Consider the following 23,917-nt stretch of genomic DNA (forward strand, 5'->3'; position numbering starts at 1 on the left):
CGAATTCGGCGTGGCGACCCTGGCGGAGAGCGATCCACATTGGGCAGAATGCCCGTGCCGCAGGTCACAGCGCTCCCGAGAGGCGAGACGGGTGGGCCCGCGGACGAGCGCGACCGATAAACTGTTCTCGGACGACGCCGGGCGCAGCCCCCGTCCCGTCCAACAATGATCAGCCAGCAGCCGCTGCAACCACAGGGAGCGTTGTGTCCCGTCGCCTGTTCACCTCGGAGTCCGTCACCGAGGGTCACCCCGACAAGATCGCTGACCAGATCAGCGACACCATTCTCGATGCGCTTCTGCGCGAGGACCCGACGTCCCGGGTCGCCGTGGAGACGCTGATCACGACCGGCCTGGTGCACGTGGCCGGCGAGGTCACGACCAAGGCGTACGCGCCGATCGCCCAGCTGGTCCGCGACAAGATCCTCGAGATCGGTTACGACTCCTCCAAGAAGGGCTTCGACGGCGCGTCCTGCGGCGTCTCCGTGTCCATCGGCTCGCAGTCCCCCGACATCGCGCAGGGCGTCGACACGGCGTACGAGAACCGGGTCGAGGGCGACGACGACGAGCTGGACCGGCAGGGCGCGGGCGACCAGGGCCTGATGTTCGGTTACGCGACCGACGAGACGCCGAACCTGATGCCGCTCCCCATCCACCTCGCGCACCGCCTCTCCCGGCGGCTGTCCGAGGTGCGGAAGAACGGGACGATCCCCTACCTCCGCCCCGACGGCAAGACCCAGGTCACCATCGAGTACGACGGCGACAAGGCGGTCCGCCTGGACACCGTCGTCGTCTCCTCCCAGCACGCCTCCGACATCGACCTGGACTCGCTCCTGGCCCCCGACATCCGCGAGTTCGTCGTGGAGCCGGAGCTCAAGGCACTCCTGGACGACGGCATCAAGCTGGACACCGAGGGCTACCGCCTCCTGGTGAACCCGACCGGCCGTTTCGAGATCGGCGGCCCGATGGGTGACGCCGGCCTCACCGGCCGAAAGATCATCATCGACACGTACGGCGGCATGGCCCGCCACGGCGGCGGCGCCTTCTCCGGCAAGGACCCGTCCAAGGTCGACCGTTCCGCCGCGTACGCGATGCGCTGGGTCGCGAAGAACGTGGTCGCCGCGGGTCTGGCCACCCGCTGCGAGGTCCAGGTCGCCTACGCCATCGGCAAGGCCGAGCCCGTCGGCCTCTTCGTCGAGACCTTCGGCACCGCCAAGGTCGACGCCGAGCGCATCGAGACCGCCATCACCGAGGTCTTCGACCTCCGCCCGGCGGCCATCATCCGCGACCTCGACCTGCTGCGCCCGATCTACTCCCAGACCGCCGCGTACGGCCACTTCGGCCGCGAGCTGCCCGACTTCACGTGGGAGCGCACGGACCGGGTGGACGCGCTGCGGAAGGCGGCGGGGCTGTAGCCCGCACCCTCACGGTCGCGAGGCCCGGCTTCCTTCGGGAGGCCGGGCCTTCGTGTGTCGCGGGCGCGGGCCGGGCGCGGCGCCGGACGGGCCGGGGGTGTCCGGGACGGGCGGCGGTGTCGGTGGGGTCTGGTAGGAATGCAGGCGTGAGCAGCGAGAACGGGCGGGCGGACGGGGCGGCGGACGGAGCGCCGCCCGAGCAGCTTGCGCTGGTCCGGGAAGCCGTGCGCAAGGCCGAGGTGCCGAAGGCGAAGCCGCGGACCTGGCGGGGGGCCGCCCTGGCGAAGGAGCTTCCCGTCGCACGCGTCGTCGTCGACAAGGGCGTGCTGCACCTGGACCGGTACTTCGACTATGCCGTGCCGAAGGAGCTGGACGAGATCGCCCGGCCCGGGGTGCGGGTGCGGGTCCGGTTCGGCGCCGGGGGACGCCAGGTGCGCGGCGGGCGGCGCGAGGGCGGCAGTCTGATCGACGGGTTCCTCGTCGAGCGGGTCGCCGAGTCGGACTACTCGGGCCCGCTCGCCGCGCTGGCCCAGGTGGTGTCGCCGGAGCCGGTGCTCGGGCCCGACCTGCTCGGCCTCGCCCGGGCCGTCGCCGACCGGTACGCGGGCAGTCTCGCGGACGTGCTGCAGCTGGCGGTGCCGCCCCGGCACGCCCGCGCGGAGGCGGCCGTGCTGCCCGAGCCGCCGCCCCCGCCGGCCGCCCCGGACCCGGGGACCTGGACGCGGTACGTGCGGGGCGCGGAGTTCCTCGGTGCCCTCGCCGCGGGCGGGGCACCGCGCGCCGTGTGGACCGCGCTGCCCGGGCCGCAGTGGGCCGACGAGATCGCGCGGGCGGTGCGGGCCACGCTCGCCTCCGGACGCGGGGCCCTGGTCGTCGTACCGGCCGGGCGGCCCGCCGCGCGGGTGGACGCGGCGCTGACCGCCCTGCTGGGGGAGGGGCAGCACGCGGTGCTGACCGCCGACGCCGGCCAGGAGCGGCGGTACCGGGAGTGGCTCGCCGTCCGGCGGGGGGCGGTGCGCGCCGTGGTGGGGACCCGGGCCGCCATGTTCGCGCCCGTACGGGATCTCGGGCTCGTGGTCGTCTGGGACGACGGCGATGCGGCGCACAGCGACGACAACGCGCCCTTCCCGCATGTGCGGGAGGTGCTGGAGCTGCGGGCCGCCCGGGACAAGTGCGGCTTCCTGCTGGGGAGTTGGAGCTGCACGGTGGAGGCCGCGCAGCTCGTCGAGAGCGGCTGGGCGCTGCCGCTGGCCGCCGAGCGGGACCAGGTACGGGCGAGCGCGCCCCTCGTGCGCACGGTGGGGGACGGGGACCTCGCCCGCGACGAGGCCGCGCGGGCCGCACGGCTGCCCACCCTCGCCTGGCAGATCGCCCGCGAGGGGCTGCGGCACGGCCCCGTCCTCGTGCAGGTGCCGCGCCGCGGGTACGTGCCGCGGATGGCCTGCGCGCAGTGCCGGGCGCCCGCGCGGTGCCGGCACTGTGCCGGGCCGCTGGAGGCTCAGGAGGCCGCGGCCCTGCGGTGCGGGTGGTGCGGCCGGGACGAGGCCGCCTGGCACTGTCCCGAGTGCGGGGGGTTCCGGCTGCGGGCTCAGGTGGTGGGGGCGCGGCGGACGGCCGAGGAGCTGGGGCGGGCGTTTCCGGCCGTGCCGGTCCGGACGTCGGGGCGGGAGCAGGTCCTCGACACGGTGTCCGGGGCGCCCGCGCTCGTGGTGAGCACGCCCGGCGCGGAGCCCGTCGCCGAGGGCGGGTACGCGGCCGCGCTGCTGCTCGACGGGTGGGCCATGCTCGGCCGGCCCGACCTGCGGGCCGGTGAGGACGCCCTGCGACGGTGGACAGGAGCGGCGGCACTCGTCAGGCCCCAGGGGGACGGCGGGACGGTGGTCGTCGTCGCCGAGCCGACGCTGCGGCCCGTGCAGGCACTCGTCCGGTGGGACCCCGTGGGGCACGCGGTACGTGAACTCTCCGAGCGGGCCGAGCTCGGCTTTCCGCCCGTGTCCCGGATGGCCGCGGTCTCCGGGACGGCCGAGGGCCTGGCCGGCTTCCTCGCCGGCGTGCGGCTCCCCGGTGACGCAGAGGTACTGGGGCCCGTTCCGGTGCCCTTCACCCAGGCGGGGCGTCCGCGGCGGGTCGGGGGGCCGCCTCCCGGCGAGCACTGGGAGCGGGTGCTGATCCGGGTCCCCCCGGGCAGTGGTGCGGCGCTGGCCACCGCGCTGAAGACCGCGCAGGCGGCACGGATGGCTCGTGGCGGCAGCGAGCCCGTACGCATTCGGATCGACCCGCTGGACATCGGCTGAACGCCGACGCCGACGCCGACGCCGTGCGGCGCCGTCCGGGGGTGCCGACGCCGAGGCCGACGCGGTCTGTGGGCGCCGGTGCCGTTGTGTGTGTCTACGCCGACGGCTGAGCGGCGTAGACGCCGAGGCCGTCTGCGGGACGCGACGCCGACCGCCGGGGCTGGCCGCGGACGCAGGCGTCAACCGCAGTGGCGAGCGTCGGCCGCCGCGCCGCTGCCGACCGACAGCGGCCGGGGCGTCGCGGGGGAGGGGTGACGGGCAGCCGTCGCACGACCGGAGGGCAGGTACCCGCCAGGTCGTTGGTGCGGAGTGTGTCGGCCACTCAGGAATCCGTGAGGGGTCGACAGTCCCGCAGTGAGCGGGAGGGGGGCCGGTGCTCCCGGGGTCCGGCGCTCCGTCCGGGCACGGTGTCCGAAGGCGGCGATGCCTCCCGGGGTGGGGCTGCCGGGAGGCGGCGGGTCAGCCGTTGCGCGGGCTCGGGAAGGCCGTCGGCCTGACCTCTTCGCGGAGGGTGGAGCTGCCCGCCGTCGGCTGGGTCGGCATCGAGCGGGCCGCGGGCACCGTGGGCACCGTGGGCACCGTGGGCACGGAGGGGATGCCGGTGGTCACGGCGACCGTGCGGGCGGTCGACGGCTCGGTGGCGCGCTCGGCCTCCGCCGCTGCCTGGGCCGCGGCGCGCCGGGCGCCGTACCGCCGGTGCACCGCCTGCTTGGTGACGCCGAGCGCGGAGCCCACCGCGTCCCACGAGAAGCCCAGCGAGCGGTCGAAGTCCACGGCGGCCGTCACCAGCGTCTCGACGCTGTCCCGCAGCTCCTGGGCGAGCCGGACGGTCGGTGCGGGGGCGCGTCCGTAGACGACGAAGCCCGTGGACGGGCCGGAGCGGCGCGGACGGTAGACGTTGCCCAGCTGGGCGGTGAGCGTGCGCAGTGCGTCCACCTGCCGGCGGACCCGCTCGATGTCCCGCACCAGCAAGTGCAGGCTGGCCCGAGCCTGGGCGTCGTGGGTTGCGTGGTCGGCCATGAACAAGCCTCTCGAACCGGCGGAGCAGAAAAGGAAGAGGGCCACGACCGCGGCCCCTGGGGTCAACTCTCTCTTGACAACGCGTTACGGGGTGAGTGGTCACGCTGTAGGGGCGTAGGGGCATATGCACGGGGCGCGCACCGCGACGCACGCCCCCTGGGGCGGGGGTACCGCCTCCGGTGCCAGCCGCCCCGCGGGGCCGTGCGACCGGCGGACGGGGGTTCGCCGCACCCGGTGGCGGCCGGGCTCATAGACTGGTGCGCCGCCCCGCCCCGCACCGCTCCGCCGGCAACGTGCGGGCCGTTCCGAACTTCCGCCCGAGAGGCCAGCCGCCACCCATGAAGCTCGTCTTCGCAGGTACCCCCGAGGTCGCCGTTCCCGCCCTGGACGCTCTGCTCGCCTCCGGGCGGCACGAGGTCGCCGCCGTCGTGACGCGGCCCGACGCGCCGGCCGGGCGGGGCCGCAGGCTCGTCGCGAGCCCCGTCGCCGAGCGCGCGGCGGACGCCGGCATCGAGGTGCTCAAGCCGGCGAAGCCGCGGGACGAGGAGTTCCTGGCACGCCTCAGGGAGATCGCGCCCGACTGCTGCCCCGTGGTGGCGTACGGCGCGCTGCTGCCCCGGGTCGCGCTGGACATCCCGGCACACGGCTGGGTCAACCTGCACTTCTCGCTGCTGCCGGCCTGGCGGGGTGCCGCCCCCGTGCAGCACGCCATCATGGCGGGTGACGAGATCACCGGCGCGTCCACCTTCCTGATCGAGGAGGGGCTGGACTCCGGACCCGTCTACGGCACCGTCACCGAGGAGATCCGCCCCACCGACACCAGCGGGGACCTGCTCACGCGGCTCGCCTTCGCCGGGTCCGGGCTGCTCGCCGCGACCATGGACGGGATCGAGGACGGCGCCCTCAAGGCCGTACCGCAGCCCGCCGACGGCGTCACCGTGGCCCCGAAGATCACCGTCGAGAACGCGCACGTCGACTGGTCCGCACCGGCTCTGCGCGTCGACCGGGTCGTCCGGGGCTGCACTCCCGCACCCGGCGCGTGGACTCTGTTCCGCGGCGAGCGCCTCAAGCTGATCCAGGTGGCGCCGGCCCCCGAGCGCACGGACCTGGCCCCCGGTGAGCTCGCCGTGGGCAAGAACAACGTGCACGTCGGCACCGGCTCGTACGCCGTCGAACTGCTCTGGGTCCAGGCGCAGGGCAAGAAGCCGATGCGCGCCGCGGACTGGGCCCGCGGGGTCCGCATTCCCTCCGGGGAGCGGCTCGGTTCCTGACGCGAGGAAGCCGGCCGGGGGAGGCGGCCGGAGTCCCGGTGCCTCGTGCGGCGTACGCTGAGAGGCGCACCTTTTCCCGGATCCGGAGCACCTTTCCCGTGAGTGAGCAGTCCCGTCGGCCGAGCAGGCCGGGCAAGCCCTACCGTCGTCCTCAGAAGGACCCCGTGCGCATCCTCGCCTTCGAGGCGCTGCGCGCGGTGGACGAGCGGGACGCGTACGCGAACCTCGTCCTGCCGCCGCTGCTGCGCAAGGCCCGGGAGAAGGGCGGCTTCGACGGGCGGGACGCGGCGCTGGCGACCGAGCTGGTGTACGGGACGCTGCGCCGGCAGGGCACGTACGACGCCGTCATCGCGGCCTGTATCGACCGGCCGCTGCGCGAGGTCGACCCCCCGGTCCTCGACGTGCTCAGCCTCGGCGCCCACCAGCTGCTCGGCACCCGGATCCCGTCGCACGCCGCCGTCTCCGCCTCCGTGGAGCTGGCCCGGGTCGTGCTCGGCGACGGGCGGGCGAAGTTCGTCAACGCCGTGCTGCGCAAGATCGCCCAGGACGATCTCGACGCCTGGCTGGAGCGGGTCGCGCCGCCCTACGACGACGACGCGGAGGCCCACCTCGCGGTGGTGCACTCGCATCCCCGCTGGATCGTCTCCGCCCTGTGGGACGCCCTCGGGGGCGGCCGCGCAGGCATCGAGGATCTGCTGGAGGCCGACAACGAGCGGCCCGAGGTGACCCTCGTCGCCCGGCCCGGCCGCTCCAGCGCCGGTGAACTCCTCGGCGCGCTCGGCGAGGAGAACGCGCTGCCGGGCCGCTGGTCGCCGTACGCCGTGCGGCTCACCGAGGGCGGCGAGCCCGGGGCCATCGACGCCGTGCGCGAGGGGCGGGCCGGCGTCCAGGACGAGGGCAGCCAGCTGGTGGCACTCGCCCTGGCGAACGCGCCGCTCGACGGGCCCGACGAGAAGTGGCTCGACGGCTGCGCCGGTCCCGGCGGCAAGGCGGCCATGCTCGCCGGGCTCGCCGCCCAGCGCGGGGCGGTGCTGCTCGCCGCCGAGAAGCAGCCGCACCGGGCCGGGCTCGTCGCCAGGGCACTCGCCGGCAACCCCGGGCCGTATCAGGTCGTCACGGCCGACGGCACCCGCCCGCCGTGGCGCCCCGGCACCTTCGACCGCGTACTGATGGACGTGCCCTGTACGGGGCTCGGTGCCCTGCGCCGCCGTCCCGAGGCCCGCTGGCGGCGCCGCCCCGCGGACCTGGAGGGCTTCGCGCCGCTCCAGCGGGGGCTGCTGCGCACGGCGCTCGACTCCGTGCGGATCGGTGGCGTCGTCGGCTACGCGACCTGCTCGCCGCACCTCGCCGAGACCCGCGCGGTCGTCGACGACGTGCTCAAGCACTACGACGGCTCCGCCGAGCTGCTCGACGCCCGCCCGCTCCTGCCTGACGTGCCGGCGCTCGGCGACGGCCCCGACGTACAGCTGTGGCCGCATCTGCACGGGACGGACGCCATGTATCTGGCCCTGATCCGCCGGACGGCGTGACCGGCGGCTCCGTTCCCGTGCCCTTCCCGTGCGGTCAGCCGTCCGGTCGTGACGCCGGTTCCCCGGGAGCCGGCGTCGTCGGAGGGTGCCCCGCGTCCTCCCCGGCCAGGCGGTGCGGCCACCACACCTTCGGCCCGACGTCCAGGAACAGGGACGTCACCAGGACCGAGCGGACGATGAAGGTGTCCAGCAGGACGCCCAGGGCGACCGCGAAGCCGATCTCGGCGAAGGCGACCATCGGCAGGGTGCCGAGCGCGGCGAACGTGCCCGCGAGGACCAGGCCCGCCGAGGTGATGACCGCGCCGGTCGCTGCGAGTCCGGTCACGACGCCCGCGCGGGTGCCCAGGCGGGCCGCCTCCTCCCGGATGCGGGTGCTCAGGAAGATGTTGTAGTCGATGCCCAGAGCCACCAGGAAGACGAAGACGAACAGCGGGAAGTCCGTCGACTCGCCCGCGTAGTCGAAGAGGTGGCGGAAGGCGAGCGCGCTGGCGCCCAGCGCCGCCGCGAAGGACAGTACGACCGTCCCGATCAGCAGCAGGGGCGCGACCACCGCGCGCAGCAGCAGCATCAGGATCAGCAGGACGACCAGCAGGACCGCCGGGATGATCACCAGGTTGTCGCGGGTCGTGGCCGCGTCCATGTCGAGCAGGGCCGCGGTCCCGCCTCCCACCTGCGCGTCGGCGTCCGGCACTGCGTGCACGGCGTCCCGTACCCGTTCGACCGTGTGTTTCGCCGCCTCGCTGTCGGCCGGGGCGGACATGGTCGCCTCGAAGAGGACCCTGCCGTCGTGCGACGCCGTGGTCCCGGCGGGCACGGTGATGCTGCCGGGCACCACCCCCTCGGTGCGCGCGACCGCACCGCGCACCTCGGCGTTCCTGGTTTCGTCCACCACGATCACCAGCGGATCGCCGCTGCCTGCCGGGAAGTACCGCGCGGACACCTCCTGACCGGCGATCGAGTCCGGTTTTCCGGTGAAGGCGTCCGCGTTGCCGATGCCCTCGGCGCGGAGCTGCAGCAGACCGAGGGAGAGCACGGCGAGCGCGAGGGCCGTGCCGGCCCAGACGGCGCGCGGACCGCGGGAGATACGGCGGCCCATGCGGGCCCAGACGCCGTGCGACGTCGGGTCGGGGGAGCCGAAGTGCGGGACGGACGGCCAGAAGACCCAGCGGCCGAAGACCAGCAGCAGGGCGGGGAAGAGCGTGATCATGGCGAGGAGGGCGACGGCGACGCCGGTCGCGGCCACCGGGCCGAGACCGCGCGTCGAGTTCATCTCGGCGGCCAGCAGCACCAGCATGCCGAGGACGACCGTGGCACCCGAGGCGAGCACGGCCGGGCCCGCCCGGTTCAGGGCCAGGGCCATCGCCTCGTGGCGGTCCTCGTGGCGGCGCAGCTCCTCCCGGTAGCGGGCGACCAGCAGCAGCGCGTAGTCCGTGCCCGCGCCGAAGACGAGGACCGTGAGGATTCCGGCGCTCTGCCCGTTCACGGTGAGACCGGCGTGCTCGGCCAGCAGGTAGATCAGCGCCTGGGAGGTGAACAGCGCGACGACCACGGCGATCAGCGGGACGAAGATCAGCGTGAGGCTGCGGTAGGTGAGCAGCAGCATCACGATCACGACCGCCATCGCGGAGAACAGCAGGGTCGAGTCGATGCCCTCGAAGGCCGCGGAGAAGTCGGCGGAGGTGCCGCCGGGCCCGGTGATGTGCACGGCCAGCCCGTCGCCGCCCTCGCCGGCCTCGGCCCGGATCGAGTCGACGGCCGGCGCGATGCGCTCCCATCCCTTCTCGTCCATGGTGATCGGCACGAAGATCTCGGCGGCGGCGGGCGCCGCCCGGTCGTTGTAGAGGGGGCCGCGGGTCTCGGCGCCGCGCACGCCGTGGGCGGTGAGCGCCTTGATCTCGCGGACGTCCTCGGTGATCCGCTGCTTGTCCTGTGCGGTGAGGCCGCCGTCGCGCGCGTACACGACGACGGCGGGGATCTGCTCGGGCCTGAAGCCCTCCGAGGCGTCCAGGACCTGGGTGGACTCGGCGGCGCCGGGCAGCCAGGACGCCGCGTCGTTGTCCTGGGCGCCGGTCAGTTTCGTCGCGAGCGGCGCCGCCACCACGAGCAGCACCAGCCACAGTCCGACGATCAGCCACTTGCTGCGCCGTCCGCACACGAACCCGACGACTCCCTGCCGCACCCGACGTTCCTTCCCCGCCGTCATGGCCACCCTCGCAGTCGTGTCCCGGGCCGGCGGGCCGCCCCGCACCGCATGTCCGGCCATGGCGCGACATCGGCGCGACGGCCCCGAACCTCCGCGGACCGGTCCAGGTCCGGACCGGGGGGAGCAACCGGCGCCGGGCATGGCAGTCTTGGGGCATGGCCGTGCAGATCAACCCCAGCATCCTGTCCGCCGACTTCGCCCGCCTTGCCCAGGAGGCAAAGGCGGTGGAAGGAGCCGACTGGCTCCACGTCGACGTCATGGACAACCATTTCGTACCGAACCTCACGCTTGGTGTGCCGGTCGTAGAGTCCCTGGCCCGGGCGACGGACACGCCGCTGGACTGCCATCTGATGATCGAGGACGTCGATCGGTGGGCGCCGCAGTACGTGGAAGCGGGAGCCGGTTCGGTCACCTTCCACGTGGAGGCGGCCGCCGCGCCGGTGCGGCTCGCCCGCGAGATCCGGGCGAAGGGCGCCCGGGCCTCCATGGCGCTCAAGCCCGCGACGCCGATCGAGCCGTACGAGGATCTGCTCCCCGAGCTCGACATGCTGCTGATCATGACCGTCGAACCGGGATTCGGCGGCCAGTCGTTCCTCGACATCATGCTGCCGAAGATCCGCCGCACCCGCGAGTTGATCAGCAAGCACGGCCTGGAGCTGTGGCTTCAGGTGGACGGCGGCGTCTCGGCCACCACCATCGAGCGGTGCGCCGAGGCCGGCGCCGATGTCTTCGTCGCCGGATCGGCGGTCTACGGGGCGTCCGACCCGGCCGAGGCGGTACGTGCACTGCGCACGCAGGCGGCGGCGGCGACCGCCGGTGCCTCCTGGGCGTGCGACCACTGAACCAAGGGAACGTGAACGCCGTCCCATCGGGGCGGATCAAGTGCGCCGGATCTGCAAGGATGAACGGCGAATCCAGAGTGTGAACAGCAGTGAGGAGATCGCCGTGTCGGGTATGTCGGCGGGCCGGTCAGCCATGCGGATGGGGCCCGCTGAGCTGGTCCAGGCGGCGGCCATGGCCCGCCGCTTCTACCTCGAGGGCAAATCCAAGATCCAGATCGCCGAGGAGTTCGGCGTCAGCCGCTTCAAGGTGGCCCGGGTCCTGGAGACCGCTCTCGAACGGGATCTCGTGAGGATCGAGATCCGCGTCCCGGCCGAGCTGGACGCGGAGCGCTCCGACGCGCTGCGCGCCCGCTACGGCCTCAGGCACGCCGTCGTGGTCGAGTCCCCCGCCGACGCGGAGGAGTCGCCCGACCCCGAGAACCTCGGGGAGGTCGCCGCGGACCTGCTCGCCGAGCTGGTCAACGAGGGCGACATCCTCGGCCTGGCGTGGGGCCGCTCCACCATCCACATGGCGGCCGAACTCTCCCGGCTGCCTCCGTGCACGGTGGTGCAGCTGACGGGGGTGTACGACGCCGGGACCGCCGAGCGCGGGTCGGTGGAGGCGGTGCGGCGGGCCGCGCAGGTGTCAGGCGGGGACGCCCACCCCATCTACGCGCCGATGCTGCTGCCCGACGCGGCCACCGCGGCCGCGCTGCGCAACCAGACCGGGCTCGCCCGCGCCTTCGAGTACTTCGACAAGGTCACGGTCGCCTGCGTCTCCATCGGCTCCTGGGAGCCCGGCATCTCAACGGTGCACGACATGCTCAGCGACGAGGAACGCGGGCACTACGCGTCCCTCGGCGTCGCCGCCGAGATGTCCGCGCACCTCTTCGACGCGGAGGGGCGCCGGGTCGGCCGGGACCTCGGCGAGCGGTGCATCACCGTCAAGGCGGACCAGTTGCGCCGTATCCCCGAGGTCGTCGCGATCGCGGGCGGGCAGCGCAAGGCCGCCGCGATCGACGCGGTGCTGCGTTCCGGTCTCGTCACCAGCCTGGTGACGGACACGTCGGCCGCGGACTACCTGATGACGGCGGGTCCGACGCCGCGTCCCGCCCTCAACCGGGCGGACCCGGACGGGCCCTGAGCGGGCGGCGGTGACGGGGCGGCCGTCTGGGCGGTGAGGCGGCCGCCCCGGCGGTGAGGCGGCCTCCCAGGCGGTGACGGGGAGGCCGCTCCAGTGTTCACGGGGAGGCCGCTCGGGTTTGACGTGGACGCTTGCTCCGGCGGTCACGGGAGGCCGCGCCGACGGTGACGAGGTCCTCGTTCAGGCAGTGAGCCGGGGCGGCCGCTCAGGCCGGCATCAGGGCCACCGCTCCCGCGGCGACCGGGTCGCCCCTCCTGAGCTGCCCGGCCGGGCCGTTCCCGCGGCGTGGGACGGGCGCGCACCCTCCAGTCGTGCCCCTGGGCACCTCCGCCGACGTGGGACGGGCGCGCACCCTCCAGTCGTGCCCCTGGGCACCTCCGCCGACGTGGGACGGGCGCGCACCCTCCCGGCGCTGCCCCGGCGCCGTCGGCGGGCACTGAACCGCTTCGGCCGCAGCCGGGCCGGCCGTCCGTCGTCCTCGCGCTTGGAGGATCCGACCAACCCCCCACCGATGGGCCTGGATGATCTGTCCGGGCCGTTCACACCCCTCGACATGGGACAATGAAGTACGTGCTCTTCCCCCTGGCTGACCTGTCCGGGGGCCACCTCTGATCGACTGGGATGTGCAGCACGTGCGTTTCCTCAACGACATCCAGCCCCCGTACGACCTGACGTACGACGACGTCTTCATGGTGCCGAGCCGCTCCGCGGTCGGATCCCGCCAGGCCGTGGACCTCACCTCGCCGGACGGCACGGGCACCACCATCCCGCTCGTCGTCGCCAACATGACGGCGATCGCCGGGCGCCGGATGGCCGAGACCGTCGCCCGTCGCGGTGGCCTCGTCGTCATCCCGCAGGACATTCCGATCGAGGTCGTCACCGAGGTCGTGTCCTGGGTCAAGGGACGCCACCTGGTGCTGGACACCCCGATCATCCTGGCCCCCCACCAGACCGTCGCCGACGCGCTGGCCCTGCTGCCCAAGCGGGCGCACAACGCGGGCGTCGTCGTCGACGAGGACGCCCGCCCGGTCGGTGTGGTCACCGACACCGACCTCTCCGGCGTCGACCGCTTCACGCAGCTGTCCGAGGTCATGTCGAAGGACCTCCTGCTGCTCGACGCGGACATCGAACCGCGCGAGGCCTTCAACCGCCTCGACGCCGCCAACCGCCGGTACGCCCCGGCCGTCGACCGGGACGGCAGGCTGGCCGGCATCCTGACCCGCAAGGGCGCCCTGCGCGCCACGCTCTACACGCCCGCCACCGACGCGCGGGGCCGGCTGCGGATCGCCGCCGCCGTCGGCATCAACGGCGATGTCGCGGGCAAGGCCAAGCAGCTGCTCGACGCGGGGGTCGACACCCTCGTCATCGACACCGCGCACGGCCACCAGGAGTCGATGATCGCCGCGATCAGGACGGTGCGCGCGCTGGACCCGCAGGTCCCGATCGCCGCGGGCAACATCGTCGCCGCCGAGGGCGTCAAGGACCTCGTCGAGGCGGGCGCGGACATCATCAAGGTCGGTGTGGGCCCCGGCGCCATGTGCACCACCCGGATGATGACCGGTGTCGGCCGCCCGCAGTTCTCCGCGGTCAAGGAGTGCGCCGCCGAGGCGAGGAAGTACGGCAAGCACGTGTGGGCCGACGGCGGTGTCCGCCACCCGCGCGACGTCGCGATGGCGCTGGCAGCCGGTGCCTCCAACGTCATGATCGGTTCCTGGTTCGCGGGCACGTACGAGTCCCCGGGCGACCTCCAGCAGGACGCCGACGGGCGCCTGTACAAGGAGTCGTTCGGCATGGCGTCGGCCCGCGCCGTCAAGAACCGCACCAGCGAGGAGTCCGCGTACGACCGCGCCCGCAAGGCGCTGTTCGAGGAGGGCATCTCCACCTCGCGCATGTTCCTCGACCCGTCCCGGCCCGGCGTGGAGGACCTGATCGACTCGATCATCGCGGGCGTCCGGTCCTCCTGCACCTACGCGGGCGCCAACTCCCTCGCGGAGTTCGCCGAGAGGGCCATCGTCGGCATCCAGAGCGCCGCGGGCTACGCGGAGGGCAAGGCGCTGCACGCCAGCTGGAGCTGACGCGCCACCGACCCGGACGGCCCCCGAGGTACGACCACGGGGGCCGTCGGCGTACCCGCACGCACCGGCCCCCGGCCCCTCGGCACGGCCCCCGCGGGGGGCCCTGTGCAACGGTCGAAAGACCCCGCGCAACGAACGTGCGCCCGGCTGCGATGAACGCAACGATCTTGCGGAGACGCGCAAGGTTGCTGCATTACGCCCGTGAAGCCCGGACTCGTAGGGTCAAGCGCTGTACGTGGTGTGGCGGGGACCCCGCTCGGTGGGTCCCTGCTGTCGGGGGTGCCGCCGGTCCCCGCCCTTTTCGACCGGCAGCGATGAAGGAGCCAGCGCGTGCTCGACCAAGGCGCACCCCCGCAGTCCCGCACCTCCTCCGCCCCACCGTCCCCCGGCCTCGGCGCGCGCCTCATGCGGCGCAAACCCGTGGAACGCCTGGTCGCCGAGGGCGGCCAGGGCGAGGGTGGCAGCCTGCGCCGCTCCCTCGGCCTCTGGCAGCTGACCATGATCAGCATCGGTGCCACCCTCGGCACCGGCATCTTCGTCGTCCTCGGCGAGGCCGTCCCGAAGGCCGGTCCCGCGGTCACGCTGTCCTTCGTGATCGCCGGTCTCACCGCCCTCTTCTCGGCCCTCTCCTACGCCGAGCTGGCGGGCACCATCCCGGTCTCCGGGTCCTCGTACTCGTATGCGTACGCAACGATGGGCGAGCTGATCGCCTGGATCTGCGGCTGGTGTCTCGTCCTGGAGTACGGCGTCTCGGTCGCGGCCGTCGCGGTCGGCTGGGGCGAGTACCTGAACGAGCTGCTCGACGGCACGATCGGCGTCACCATCCCGGACGCGCTGTCCGCGCCGCCCGGCGACGGCGGCATCTTCAACCTCCCCGCGCTCATCGTCGTCCTGCTGGCGATGGCCTTCCTGCTGGGCGGCGCCAAGGAGTCGGCCCGCGCCAACACGATCATGGTGGTCGTGAAGATCGCGGCGCTGCTGATGTTCTGCGCGATCGGCGTCCAGGGCTTCCGGTCCGGCAACTACGAGCACTTCATGCCGCTCGGCATGGCGGGCGTCAGCGCCGCCGGTGCCACGCTCTTCTTCTCCTACATCGGCTTCGACGCCGCCTCCACGGCCGGTGAGGAGGCGAAGAACGCGCAGCGCGACCTGCCGCGCGCGATCATGCTCTCGCTCGTCATCGTGACGGCGCTGTACGTCGTCGTCGCGGCCGTCGCCGTCGGCGCCATGCCCTGGCAGGGGTTCGGCGACTCGGAGGCCGCGCTCTCCGGGATCATGAAGGACGTCACCGGGCAGACCGTCTGGGGCACCCTGCTCGCGGCCGGCGCGGTCATCGCCATCGCCAGCGTCGTGCTCACCGTGCTCTACGGCCAGACGCGCATCCTCTTCGCCATGTCGCGCGACGGACTGGTGCCGAAGGTGTTCTCCCGCGTCCACCCGAAGAGCGGCGCGCCCCGCGCCAACACCGTGATCGTCTCGCTGTTCTGCGGCGTCCTCGCCGCCGCGATCCCGCTCGGCCAGCTCGCCGACGCGACCAGCATCGGCACGCTCTTCGCCTTCGCGCTGGTCAATGTCGCGGTCGTCGTCCTGCGGCGTACGCGCCCGGAGATGCACCGCACGTTCCGGGTGCCGCTGTCGCCGGTGCTGCCCGCGCTCGGCCTCGCCTTCTGCCTCTGGATGATGGGCAGCCTCTCGGCCGTCACCTGGGTGGTCTTCGGCGTCTGGATGGCCCTCGGGCTCGTGTTCTACTTCAGTTACGGCCACCGCCGTTCCAAGCTGGCCGCCGCCGGTACTCCGGCCGCAGACTCCGCAGCCATCGCAGAAAAGTGAACCACCCGCCTTGCTGAACGATCTCGACGAACGCATCGTGCACGCCCTCGCCGAGGACGCCCGCCGCTCCTACGCCGACATCGGGCAACTCGTCGGCCTGTCCGCGCCCGCCGTGAAGCGGCGCGTGGACCGGCTGCGGGCCACCGGTGCCATCACCGGATTCACCGTCCGGGTGGACCCGGCGGCGCTCGGCTGGGAGACCGAGGGGTTCGTCGAGATCTACTGCCGGCGCAACACCTCGCCGGAGACCATCCAGCGCGGCCTGGAGCGCTACCAGGAGGTCGTGGCCGCCTCCACCGTCACCGGTGAGGCGGACGCGGTCGTCCAGGTCTTCGCCTCGGACATGCGGCACTTCGAGCGGGTCCTGGAGCGCATCGCGGGGGAGTCGTTCGTCGAGCGGACCAAGTCCGTGCTCGTCCTCTCGCCGCTGCTCAGGCGCTTCTCGGCCGGCTCACCCACGTAGGACCGCCGGGGCGTTTGGGGCCGGTCCCACGACCGGGTTCAGAGCTTCGGCCGCCAGGGCACGACCCGGTAGTCGCCCGTGCCCCGCCGCACCTTCTCGAAGGGCGCCGACCCGACGCACGCGGGCAGGTCCTCGGTCTCCACGGGACTGCCGACCGACGCCCAGCTGTAGCCCAGCCGGTCGTGGGAGCCGAGGTCGTGGACCGTGATGCCCACCCGCCTGCCCTCGGCACCGGGCAGGTCCGAGTCGGTGATCACCCCGGAGACCACGGCGACCCTGCCCCCGGTGAGCAGGCAGTCGACCTCGGCCCTCGCCCGGGCGCCGGCGCCGTTCACGTAGTGGCTGAACTCGAAGGTGCCGGTGGCCTTCGTCGGGTCGGCGCCGTCCTTCGTCGCGAGATGGGCGTCGAAGGTGAACGTGATGTCGTCGCCGGCCGACCGGTACAGCTTGGCGGTGCCGGTCAGCGCGGCGGCCTCGCGCTTCTCCCGCTCACCGCCGGTGCCCGCGACGGCGTGCCGGGTTCCGGACCGTCCGGTGCCGGACGCGGCGGCGGATTCCGCCGCTCCGGCGGTGAGCAGCAGGACGGTGCCGAGCACGGCGAGCCGGGTGCGACGGTCAAAGCGGTTCATGACGGTCCTTTCCGCAGGTCAGGTGGACAGTCACCACTCTTCCGCCGGGACCGGGAACGCACATCGTGCCGCTGACGTCACCGTGCCTCCGCCGTCCGGCGGGGACGCGCCCACCGCCTGCACCCCGAGGGGGAGGCGAGGTACGCCTCAAGGTGCGCAACGAATCACCGCGCGCCCCCGCTCGCACGCAACGAATCGTTCACCGGCGCGCAACGGCTGCTCCTTGTCCCGCCGAGCGCGGCGACCGTACCGTCTATCTGGGCGACCACGCTGGTCACCCGCCCCCCGAACCCCCTCCGCCCCGGTGAGGAACACGCATGCGCACAGCCCTGCTCCAGAGCTCCGGCCGCCCCGGCTCCGTCGCCGAGAACATCAAGGTTCTCGACGACGCCGCGGGCCGCGCCGCCGCCGCGGGCGCCGGACTGGTCGTCGCACCGGAGATGTTCCTGACCGGATACGCGATCGGCGACGACATCGCCCGCCTCGCCGAGCCCGCCGACGGCCCCGCGGCGGACGCGATCGCCGAGCTCGCCGCCCGGCACGGTGTCGCCGTCGCCTACGGCTACCCCGAGCGCGACGGCGAGCTGGTCTACAACTCCGTCCGGCTGATCTCCGCCGACGGCCCCCTCGCGAACTACCGCAAGACCCACCTCTTCGGCTGCTTCGAGCGCGAGCACTTCACCCCCGGCGACCAGCCGGTCGTCCAGGCCGACCTCGGCGGACTGCGCGTCGGCCTGATGATCTGCTACGACGTCGAGTTCCCGGAGAACGTCCGGGCGCACGCCCTCGCCGGCACGGACCTCCTCCTGGTGCCGACCGCCCAGATGCACCCCTTCCAGTTCGTCGCCGAGTCCGTCGTCCCGGTGCGCGCCTTCGAGAACCAGATGTACGTCGCGTACGTCAACCGCACCGGCCGGGAAGGGGAGTTCGAGTTCGTCGGGCTCTCCACGCTCGCCGGGCCCGACGGAGTCGCCCGCGGCCGCGCGGGCCGCGGCGAGGAACTGGTCCTCGCCGACGCCGACCCCGTCCTGCTGGCGGCCTCGCGCGAGGCGAACCCGTACCTGAAGGACCGCCACCCCGGTCTCTACGGGTCGCTGGTCTGAACCCGGCCGCCCTCTCCCCGCACCCAGCTTTCCCCGCAAGGAGTCCGTACCCCATGACGTCCACGGTGCCCACCGCCGTCCCGCACGCCGACGCGCAGCAACCGCCGATCACCATGTTCGGCCCGGACTTCCCGTACGCGTACGACGATTTCCTCGCGCACCCCGCGGGCCTCGGCCAGATACCCGCGACCGAGCACGGCACCGAGGTCGCGGTCATCGGCGGCGGACTGTCCGGCATCGTGGCCGCCTACGAGCTGATGAAGATGGGCCTCAAGCCCGTCGTCTACGAGGCCGACCAGATCGGCGGCCGGCTGCGCACCGTCGGCTTCGAGGGCTGCGACCCCTCCCTCACGGCCGAGATGGGCGCGATGCGCTTCCCGCCGTCCTCCACCGCCCTCCAGCACTACATCGACCTGGTGGGCCTGGAGACCCGGCCGTTCCCGAACCCGCTGGCCGAGAGCACGCCGTCGACCGTCGTCGACCTCAAGGGCGAGTCGCACTACGCCGAGACCGTCGAGGACCTCCCCGAGGTCTACCGGCAGGTGGCGGCCGCCTGGAACGCCTGCCTCCAGGACGGCGCCGACTTCTCCGACATGAACCAGGCCATGCGCGAGCGCGACGTACCGCGCATCCGCGAGATCTGGTCGAAGCTCGTCGAGAAGCTCGACAACCAGACCTTCTACGGCTTCCTCTGCGACTCCGAGGCCTTCAAGTCCTTCCGGCACCGCGAGATCTTCGGCCAGGTCGGCTTCGGCACCGGCGGCTGGGACACCGACTTCCCGAACTCCATCCTGGAGATCCTGCGCGTCGTCTACACCGAGGCCGACGACCACCACCGCGGCATCGTCGGCGGCTCCCAGCAGCTGCCGCTGCGCCTGTGGGAGCGCGAGCCGGAGAAGATCGTCCACTGGCCGTACGGCACGTCGCTGTCGACGCTGCACGACGGGACCCCGCGCCCCGCCGTGACCCGGCTCGGCCGCACCGCCGGCAACCGGATCACCGTCACGGACGCGAACGGCGACATCCGTACGTACCGGGCGGCCATCTTCACCGCCCAGTCCTGGATGCTGCTCTCCAAGATCGCCTGCGACGACTCGCTCTTCCCGATCGACCACTGGACGGCGATCGAGCGCACGCACTACATGGAGTCGAGCAAGCTCTTCGTCCCCGTGGACCGGCCGTTCTGGCTGGACAAGGACGAGGAGACCGGGCGGGACGTCATGTCGATGACGCTCACCGACCGTATGACGCGCGGCACTTACCTCCTCGACGACGGTCCGGACAGGCCGGCGGTCATCTGCCTGTCGTACACCTGGTGCGACGACAGCCTGAAGTGGCTGCCGCTGTCCGCGAACGAGCGCATGGAGGTCATGCTCAAGTCGCTCGGCGAGATCTACCCGAAGGTCGACATCCGGAAGCACATCATCGGCAACCCGGTGACCGTGTCCTGGGAGAACGAGCCCTACTTCATGGGCGCGTTCAAGGCCAACCTGCCGGGTCACTACCGCTACCAGCGGCGCCTGTTCACCCACTTCATGCAGGACCGGCTCGACGAGGACAAGCGCGGCATCTTCCTCGCGGGTGACGACATCTCCTGGACGGCCGGCTGGGCCGAGGGTGCCGTGCAGACGGCGCTGAACGCGGTGTGGGGCGTCATGCGCCAGCTCGGCGGCGCCACCGACCCGACCAACCCCGGGCCCGGCGACGTCTACGACGAGATCGCCCCGGTGGAACTGCCCGAGGACTGACGGATGCGGGGGAGCGGGGGGCTCGCCGGCTCCCCGCTCCGGCCGCTCACACCCCGGCCCACTGTCCGGCCGGCCGGTACGGCAGCGGCGTGAGCAGCATCCGGCCGGTGAGGCCGACCGCGGCGTCGAGGCGCCTGCCGAACTCCTCGGCGAGTTCGGGGAGTCCGCGCAGCGCCCACAGCGCCCGGGCCGCCGACCAGGTGGCGTCGCGGGCCCGTTCGAGGCTCCAGGAACCGAGCAGATGGGTGAGCGGGTCGGCGACCTGGAGCAGATCGGGGCCGGGCATCAGATCCTCGCGGATGCGTTCCTCGAGGGAGACGAGGAGGTCGCCCACCCGCTCGAACTCGTCCTCCAGATCGGCCGGTTCGCAGCCGAGCGTGCGACAGGCGTCCACGACGGCGAGCGCCAGGTCGTGCCCGATGTGCGCGTTGATGCCCGCGAGGGCGAACTGCAGCGGCCGTACGCCGGGGTGGCGGCGGAACTGGAACAGCGGCCGCCAGCAGGCGGGCCGGTGCTCCTCCTCGGCGACCGCCAGATAGCGCTGCGCGAACCGCACGTCCAGGGTGACGGCGGCCGCCGGGTCGGAGAAGTGACCGACCGCCAGGCGCCGGGCGACCTCCTCGGTGACGGCGAGGTAGACGCGGTTGAAGACGGCGACACCGTCCCGCTCGGGCAGGTCCGCGTCGAGGGCGCGCATACGAAGGACGACCGCGTCGACGGTCCCGGTGAGCTGTTCCGACTGCGCCATGGGGGCAGGGTGCCAGTCCCGGGCCCGGCGGAGTGCCGCCGGGCCGGGCGCTTCCCCGGAACGGGGGAACGACGCGCACCGGGGACCTTCCCGGACGCGTACGCCTAGGGCCTGTCGTTTGGATCAGGCTGGCTGTGACCGACGGTTCGTCCTGACCGACCCGAGCGGGGTCTGGCGCGTGCAGCTGCAAGGCGGAGGAGGGAGTCGACGCGGAGCGTCGGCGACCGACGACAACGCCGCAGATGTGCGTGCCAGACCCCGCTCGGGTCGGCGTGATCCAAACGACAGGCCCTAGGAGTCGGTGTGCCGGGCCTCGGCGTCCGCGGCGGAGCCCTCGTCGTACGAGGAGGTGCCGGAGTCGAGCAGCGGCTCCTGGGTCTTGAGGTGGGCCGGTGCCATCGCCCGCAGGGCGTGGTAGCCGGTGATCACGACGAGGGTGCCGAGTGCGATGCCGCTCAGCGAGAAGGTGTCGGTGAACGTCAGGGTGACGTTGCCGACGCCGATGATGATGCCCGCGGCGGCCGGCACCAGGTTGAGCGGATTGCGCAGGTCCACGCCCGCGTTGAGCCAGATCTGGGCGCCGAGCAGGCCGATCATGCCGTACAGGATGACCGTGATGCCGCCGAGGACGCCGCCGGGGATCGCGGCGACGACCGCGCCGAACTTGGGGCAGAGGCCGAACAGGAGCGCGAAACCGGCGGCGGCCCAGTAGGCGGCCGTCGAGTAGACACGGGTCGCGGCCATCACGCCGATGTTCTCCGAGTAGGTGGTGTTCGGCGGGCCGCCGACCGCCGTGGAGAGCATTGAGGCGACACCGTCCGCGGAGATCGCGGTGCCCAGCCTGTCGTCCAGCGGGTCGCCGGTCATCTCCCCGACCGCCTTCACATGGCCGGCGTTCTCGGCGACCAGCGCGATCACCACCGGCAGCGCGACCAGGATCGCCGACCACTGGAAACTCGGGCCGTGGAAGGACGGCAGGCCGACCCAGTCCGCCCGGCCGACCCCGGAGAGGTCCAGTCGCCAGTGGTCGGTGATCCTGCCGCTCGCGTCCGCCGAGTGGATCCGCCCGAAGACGCGGTCGAAGAGCCACGAGACCGCGTAGCCGAAGACCAGGCCGAGGAAGATCGCCACGCGGGACCAGAAGCCGCGCAGGCACACCACGGCCAGCCCGGTGAACAGCATGACCAGGAGCGCCGTCCACTGGTCCTGCGGCCAGTACGTGGTGGCCGTCACGGGTGCCAGGTTGAAGCCGATCAGCATGACGACCGCGCCGGTGACGATCGGCGGCATGGCCGCGTGGATGATGCGGGCCCCGAACCGCTGCACCGCGAGGCCGACCAGGAACAGCGCGGCGCCGACCACGAACACCGCGCCGGTCACCGTGGCGCTGGTGCCGCCCTGCGCGCGGATCACCGCGGCGACGCCCACGAAGGACAGGGAGCAGCCGAGGTAGCTGGGCACCCGGCCACGGGTCGCGAGCAGGAAGATCACCGTCGCGACGCCGGACATCATGATCGCGAGATTGGGGTCGAGCCCCATCAGCACCGGTGCGACGAAGGACGCCCCGAACATGGCGACCACGTGCTGGGCGCCGAGCCCGGCCGTGCGGGGCCACGACAGCCGTTCGTCGGGGCGGACCACCGCTCCGGGTGCGGGCGTGCGCCCGTCACCGTGCAGTTTCCAGCGCACGCCGAGATCCATGGTGAGGCTTCGCTTTCTTCGTCCGTGAACGTGTCCGGACCATTGTCACGGCTGTCGGGCGGTCCCACGGTCACGCGGTCCCCCGGCCCGCGGCGGCCCCGCGGCGACGAGCAGCCGGACTCGGCAGCGGGCTGACCTGCACCGCACCGGAGGATTGTCCTGAGCGGTTGCTTAGTATGGAACGGTCCCACCGCCCGCCCGGCACCCTCAGGAGCCCCGCCCGTGACCGTCGAAGCACCACCCGCCACGCCCGCACCCACCGACGGCCGGCTCGTCCCCGTCACCGTCCACTTCGACGACCTGGACGCGCTCGGACTGCTCCACAACGCGCGTTACCCGGTCCTGGTCGAGCGCGCCTGGACCGCGCTGTGGCAGGAGCGCGGCTTCGGCTTCGACGGTGACTGGGAGGCGGCGGGCGACTTCTGCAACGCGGTCAGAGAGCTGCGCATCAGCTACGACGCCCCGGTGAACCGGCCCGGCGCGTACGCCGTCCACCTCTGGCTCGAGCGGCTCGGCACCACCGGCCTGACGTATGGCTTCCGCTTCTGCTCGGCCGACGGCGCCGTGACCTACGCGCACGGCAGCCGGGTCCTCGTCCGGCTCGACGCCGGCACGCTGCGCCCCACCCCGTGGAGCGAGCGGTTCAGGGCCGCGGGCCGGGAACTGCTTCGCTCGCGGGACTGACCTGCGCCGTCCTGCGGTCGCCGGCGCGCAGGACGCCCGCGAACACGACGAGCGCCAGAGCCAGCACCGTGACCAGACCGAAGGACACCATCAGGCTGGTCGCCTGGGCCAGCGTGCCGATGGCGCTCGGCGCGACCAGCCCCGAGGTGTACGTGATGGTGGCGACACCCGCGATGGCCAGGCTGGGGTTGGGACCGCTGCGCCCCGCCGCCGCGAACGCCAGCGGCACGACGACCGCGATCCCGAGGCCCATCAGAGCGAACCCGCCCATCGCCGCGGCCGGGTTCCCGGCGAAGACCACCAGCAGCCCGCCGAGCGTGGCGAGGACGCCCCCGACGCGCACGGTGCGCACGGCACCGAAGCGGTCCACGACCGCGTCGCCCGCGAGGCGCGCGATCGCCATGGTGAGCGTGAAGCCGGTGGTGGACGCGGCCGCGAGTCCCGCCGAGGTGCCCAGCTGGTCACGCAGGTAGACCGCCGACCAGTCCAGACTCGCACCCTCGGCGAACACCGCGCAGAAGCCGACCGCGCCGATGAGCAGCGCCGACCTGGGCGGCAGCGCGAACCGCGGTGGCGGTTCCTCGTCCTCCGTGGGCTTCAGGTCGAGCACCCACTGGCAGGCGACGAGGCCCAGCACGGTCAGCACCGCCGACGCCAGCACGTGGTGCGCACGTGCGTCGGAACCCAGGTGCGCGGCCAGGGTGCCCGCCGCTGAGCCGATCAGGGCACCGGCGCTCCACATGCCGTGCAGCCCCGACATGATCGACTGGTCCATGCGGTTCTCGACCTCGACCCCGAGGGCGTTCATGGCGACGTCCGCCATGCCGGCCGTGGCGCCGTACGTGAAGAGGGCCAGGCACAGGGTGGGCAGGTTCGGCGCGAGGGCCGGCAGGACCAGGGACAGCGTCCACAGGGCGAGCAGGCCGCGCAGCGCCGTACGGGCACCGAAGGTGTGGCTGATCCGGCCGGCGAGCGGCATCGCGACGGACGCGCCGACGGCCGGGAAGGCGAGCGCGATGCCGAGCTGGCCCGCGCCGATCGAGGCGTGGTCCTGGATCCACGGCACCCGTGTCGCGAAGGAGCCGACGACCGCGCCGTGCACCGCGAAGACGGCCGCCACGGCATACCGTGCCCGCTTCAACTCGCGCATGCTGTAGACCACTTCACTCATTCTGCCGTCGCCCCTCCCGGACGTCCTCCCGCGCTGTCGCCGTAAACTATCAGGAAGCCTGCCTGATAAAT

General features: G+C 73.0%; 18 protein-coding genes. 12 read left to right on the forward strand and 6 right to left on the reverse strand.

The window, feature by feature from the left end; genetic code table 11:
* The first annotated feature begins 203 nt into the window (after window positions 1-203).
* Entirely contained in the window at window positions 204-1,412 is a 1,209-nt protein-coding gene (metK, locus tag AC069T_RS20090) for a methionine adenosyltransferase (RefSeq protein WP_355793032.1), read from the forward strand.
* A 146-nt stretch (window positions 1,413-1,558) separates the two neighbouring features.
* Window positions 1,559-3,706, forward strand: a complete 2,148-nt coding sequence (locus AC069T_RS20095; protein WP_478784036.1) for a primosomal protein N' — start codon at window positions 1,559-1,561, stop codon at window positions 3,704-3,706.
* A gap of 459 nt (window positions 3,707-4,165) precedes the next feature.
* On the opposite strand, the gene AC069T_RS20100 is transcribed toward AC069T_RS20095, so the two are convergent.
* Window positions 4,166-4,726 (reverse strand): hypothetical protein, encoded by a 561-nt coding sequence (locus tag AC069T_RS20100; protein ID WP_478784037.1) that lies wholly within the window; start codon window positions 4,724-4,726, stop codon window positions 4,166-4,168.
* A 338-nt stretch (window positions 4,727-5,064) separates the two neighbouring features.
* Here AC069T_RS20100 and fmt point away from each other — a divergent pair, with 338 nt between their 5' ends.
* A complete protein-coding gene (fmt, locus tag AC069T_RS20105) occupies window positions 5,065-5,997 on the forward strand; it encodes a methionyl-tRNA formyltransferase (RefSeq protein ID WP_478784038.1) in 933 nt (310 codons plus the stop codon).
* A 98-nt stretch (window positions 5,998-6,095) separates the two neighbouring features.
* Window positions 6,096-7,526: an RsmB/NOP family class I SAM-dependent RNA methyltransferase gene (locus AC069T_RS20110; RefSeq protein WP_478784039.1), complete on the forward strand. Its 1,431-nt coding sequence runs from the start codon at window positions 6,096-6,098 to the stop codon at window positions 7,524-7,526.
* A gap of 34 nt (window positions 7,527-7,560) precedes the next feature.
* Here AC069T_RS20110 and AC069T_RS20115 read toward each other — a convergent pair whose 3' ends face one another.
* Complete coding sequence (locus tag AC069T_RS20115; RefSeq protein ID WP_478784040.1) at window positions 7,561-9,729, reverse strand: MMPL family transporter; 2,169 nt, start codon at window positions 9,727-9,729, stop codon at window positions 7,561-7,563.
* Window positions 9,730-9,884: 155 nt separating this feature from the next.
* Here AC069T_RS20115 and rpe point away from each other — a divergent pair, with 155 nt between their 5' ends.
* The 5 genes from rpe (at window position 9,885) to AC069T_RS20140 (ending at window position 16,062) form a co-directional block, all read left to right on the forward strand.
* A complete protein-coding gene (rpe, locus tag AC069T_RS20120; RefSeq protein ID WP_478784041.1) occupies window positions 9,885-10,571 on the forward strand; it encodes a ribulose-phosphate 3-epimerase in 687 nt (228 codons plus the stop codon).
* 79 nt (window positions 10,572-10,650) lie between these two features.
* Entirely contained in the window at window positions 10,651-11,694 is a 1,044-nt protein-coding gene (locus tag AC069T_RS20125) for a sugar-binding transcriptional regulator (RefSeq protein ID WP_358852680.1), read from the forward strand.
* A gap of 632 nt (window positions 11,695-12,326) precedes the next feature.
* On the forward strand, window positions 12,327-13,769 hold the full coding sequence (locus tag AC069T_RS20130; protein WP_478784101.1) for a GuaB1 family IMP dehydrogenase-related protein: 1,443 nt from the start codon (window positions 12,327-12,329) through the stop codon (window positions 13,767-13,769).
* Window positions 13,770-14,099: 330 nt separating this feature from the next.
* Window positions 14,100-15,599 (forward strand): amino acid permease, encoded by a 1,500-nt coding sequence (locus tag AC069T_RS20135; protein ID WP_478784042.1) that lies wholly within the window; start codon window positions 14,100-14,102, stop codon window positions 15,597-15,599.
* Window positions 15,600-15,609: 10 nt separating this feature from the next.
* Window positions 15,610-16,062 (forward strand): Lrp/AsnC family transcriptional regulator, encoded by a 453-nt coding sequence (locus AC069T_RS20140; protein WP_358852678.1) that lies wholly within the window; start codon window positions 15,610-15,612, stop codon window positions 16,060-16,062.
* A 38-nt stretch (window positions 16,063-16,100) separates the two neighbouring features.
* Here AC069T_RS20140 and AC069T_RS20145 read toward each other — a convergent pair whose 3' ends face one another.
* On the reverse strand, window positions 16,101-16,691 hold the full coding sequence (locus tag AC069T_RS20145) for a Repetin (protein ID WP_478784043.1): 591 nt from the start codon (window positions 16,689-16,691) through the stop codon (window positions 16,101-16,103).
* Window positions 16,692-17,008: 317 nt separating this feature from the next.
* Between AC069T_RS20145 and AC069T_RS20150 the strand changes: the two genes are divergently transcribed.
* Both AC069T_RS20150 and AC069T_RS20155 read left to right on the forward strand, forming a co-directional pair.
* On the forward strand, window positions 17,009-17,794 hold the full coding sequence (locus AC069T_RS20150; RefSeq protein WP_478784044.1) for a carbon-nitrogen hydrolase family protein: 786 nt from the start codon (window positions 17,009-17,011) through the stop codon (window positions 17,792-17,794).
* Window positions 17,795-17,847: 53 nt separating this feature from the next.
* Window positions 17,848-19,542 (forward strand): flavin monoamine oxidase family protein, encoded by a 1,695-nt coding sequence (locus AC069T_RS20155; protein WP_388790062.1) that lies wholly within the window; start codon window positions 17,848-17,850, stop codon window positions 19,540-19,542.
* Window positions 19,543-19,588: 46 nt separating this feature from the next.
* Here AC069T_RS20155 and AC069T_RS20160 read toward each other — a convergent pair whose 3' ends face one another.
* Together AC069T_RS20160 and AC069T_RS20165 are read right to left on the reverse strand one after the other, a co-directional pair.
* On the reverse strand, window positions 19,589-20,290 hold the full coding sequence (locus tag AC069T_RS20160) for a DUF5995 family protein (RefSeq protein ID WP_478784045.1): 702 nt from the start codon (window positions 20,288-20,290) through the stop codon (window positions 19,589-19,591).
* Between the two features lie 291 nt (window positions 20,291-20,581).
* Complete coding sequence (locus AC069T_RS20165; RefSeq protein WP_478784046.1) at window positions 20,582-21,991, reverse strand: uracil-xanthine permease family protein; 1,410 nt, start codon at window positions 21,989-21,991, stop codon at window positions 20,582-20,584.
* Window positions 21,992-22,213: 222 nt separating this feature from the next.
* Here AC069T_RS20165 and AC069T_RS20170 point away from each other — a divergent pair, with 222 nt between their 5' ends.
* Window positions 22,214-22,675, forward strand: coding sequence for an acyl-CoA thioesterase (locus AC069T_RS20170; RefSeq protein ID WP_478784047.1), 462 nt, complete (start codon window positions 22,214-22,216; stop codon window positions 22,673-22,675).
* Here the strand turns inward: AC069T_RS20170 and AC069T_RS20175 are convergent.
* The gene (locus AC069T_RS20175; RefSeq protein ID WP_478784048.1) at window positions 22,635-23,846 is read right to left on the reverse strand and encodes an MFS transporter; all 1,212 of its coding nucleotides are present in this window, start codon (window positions 23,844-23,846) and stop codon (window positions 22,635-22,637) included. The two genes, AC069T_RS20170 and AC069T_RS20175, sit on opposite strands and share 41 nt — an antisense overlap.
* Window positions 23,847-23,917: the final 71 nt, after the last annotated feature.

Source organism: Streptomyces sp. NPDC043867, assembly GCF_056435845.1.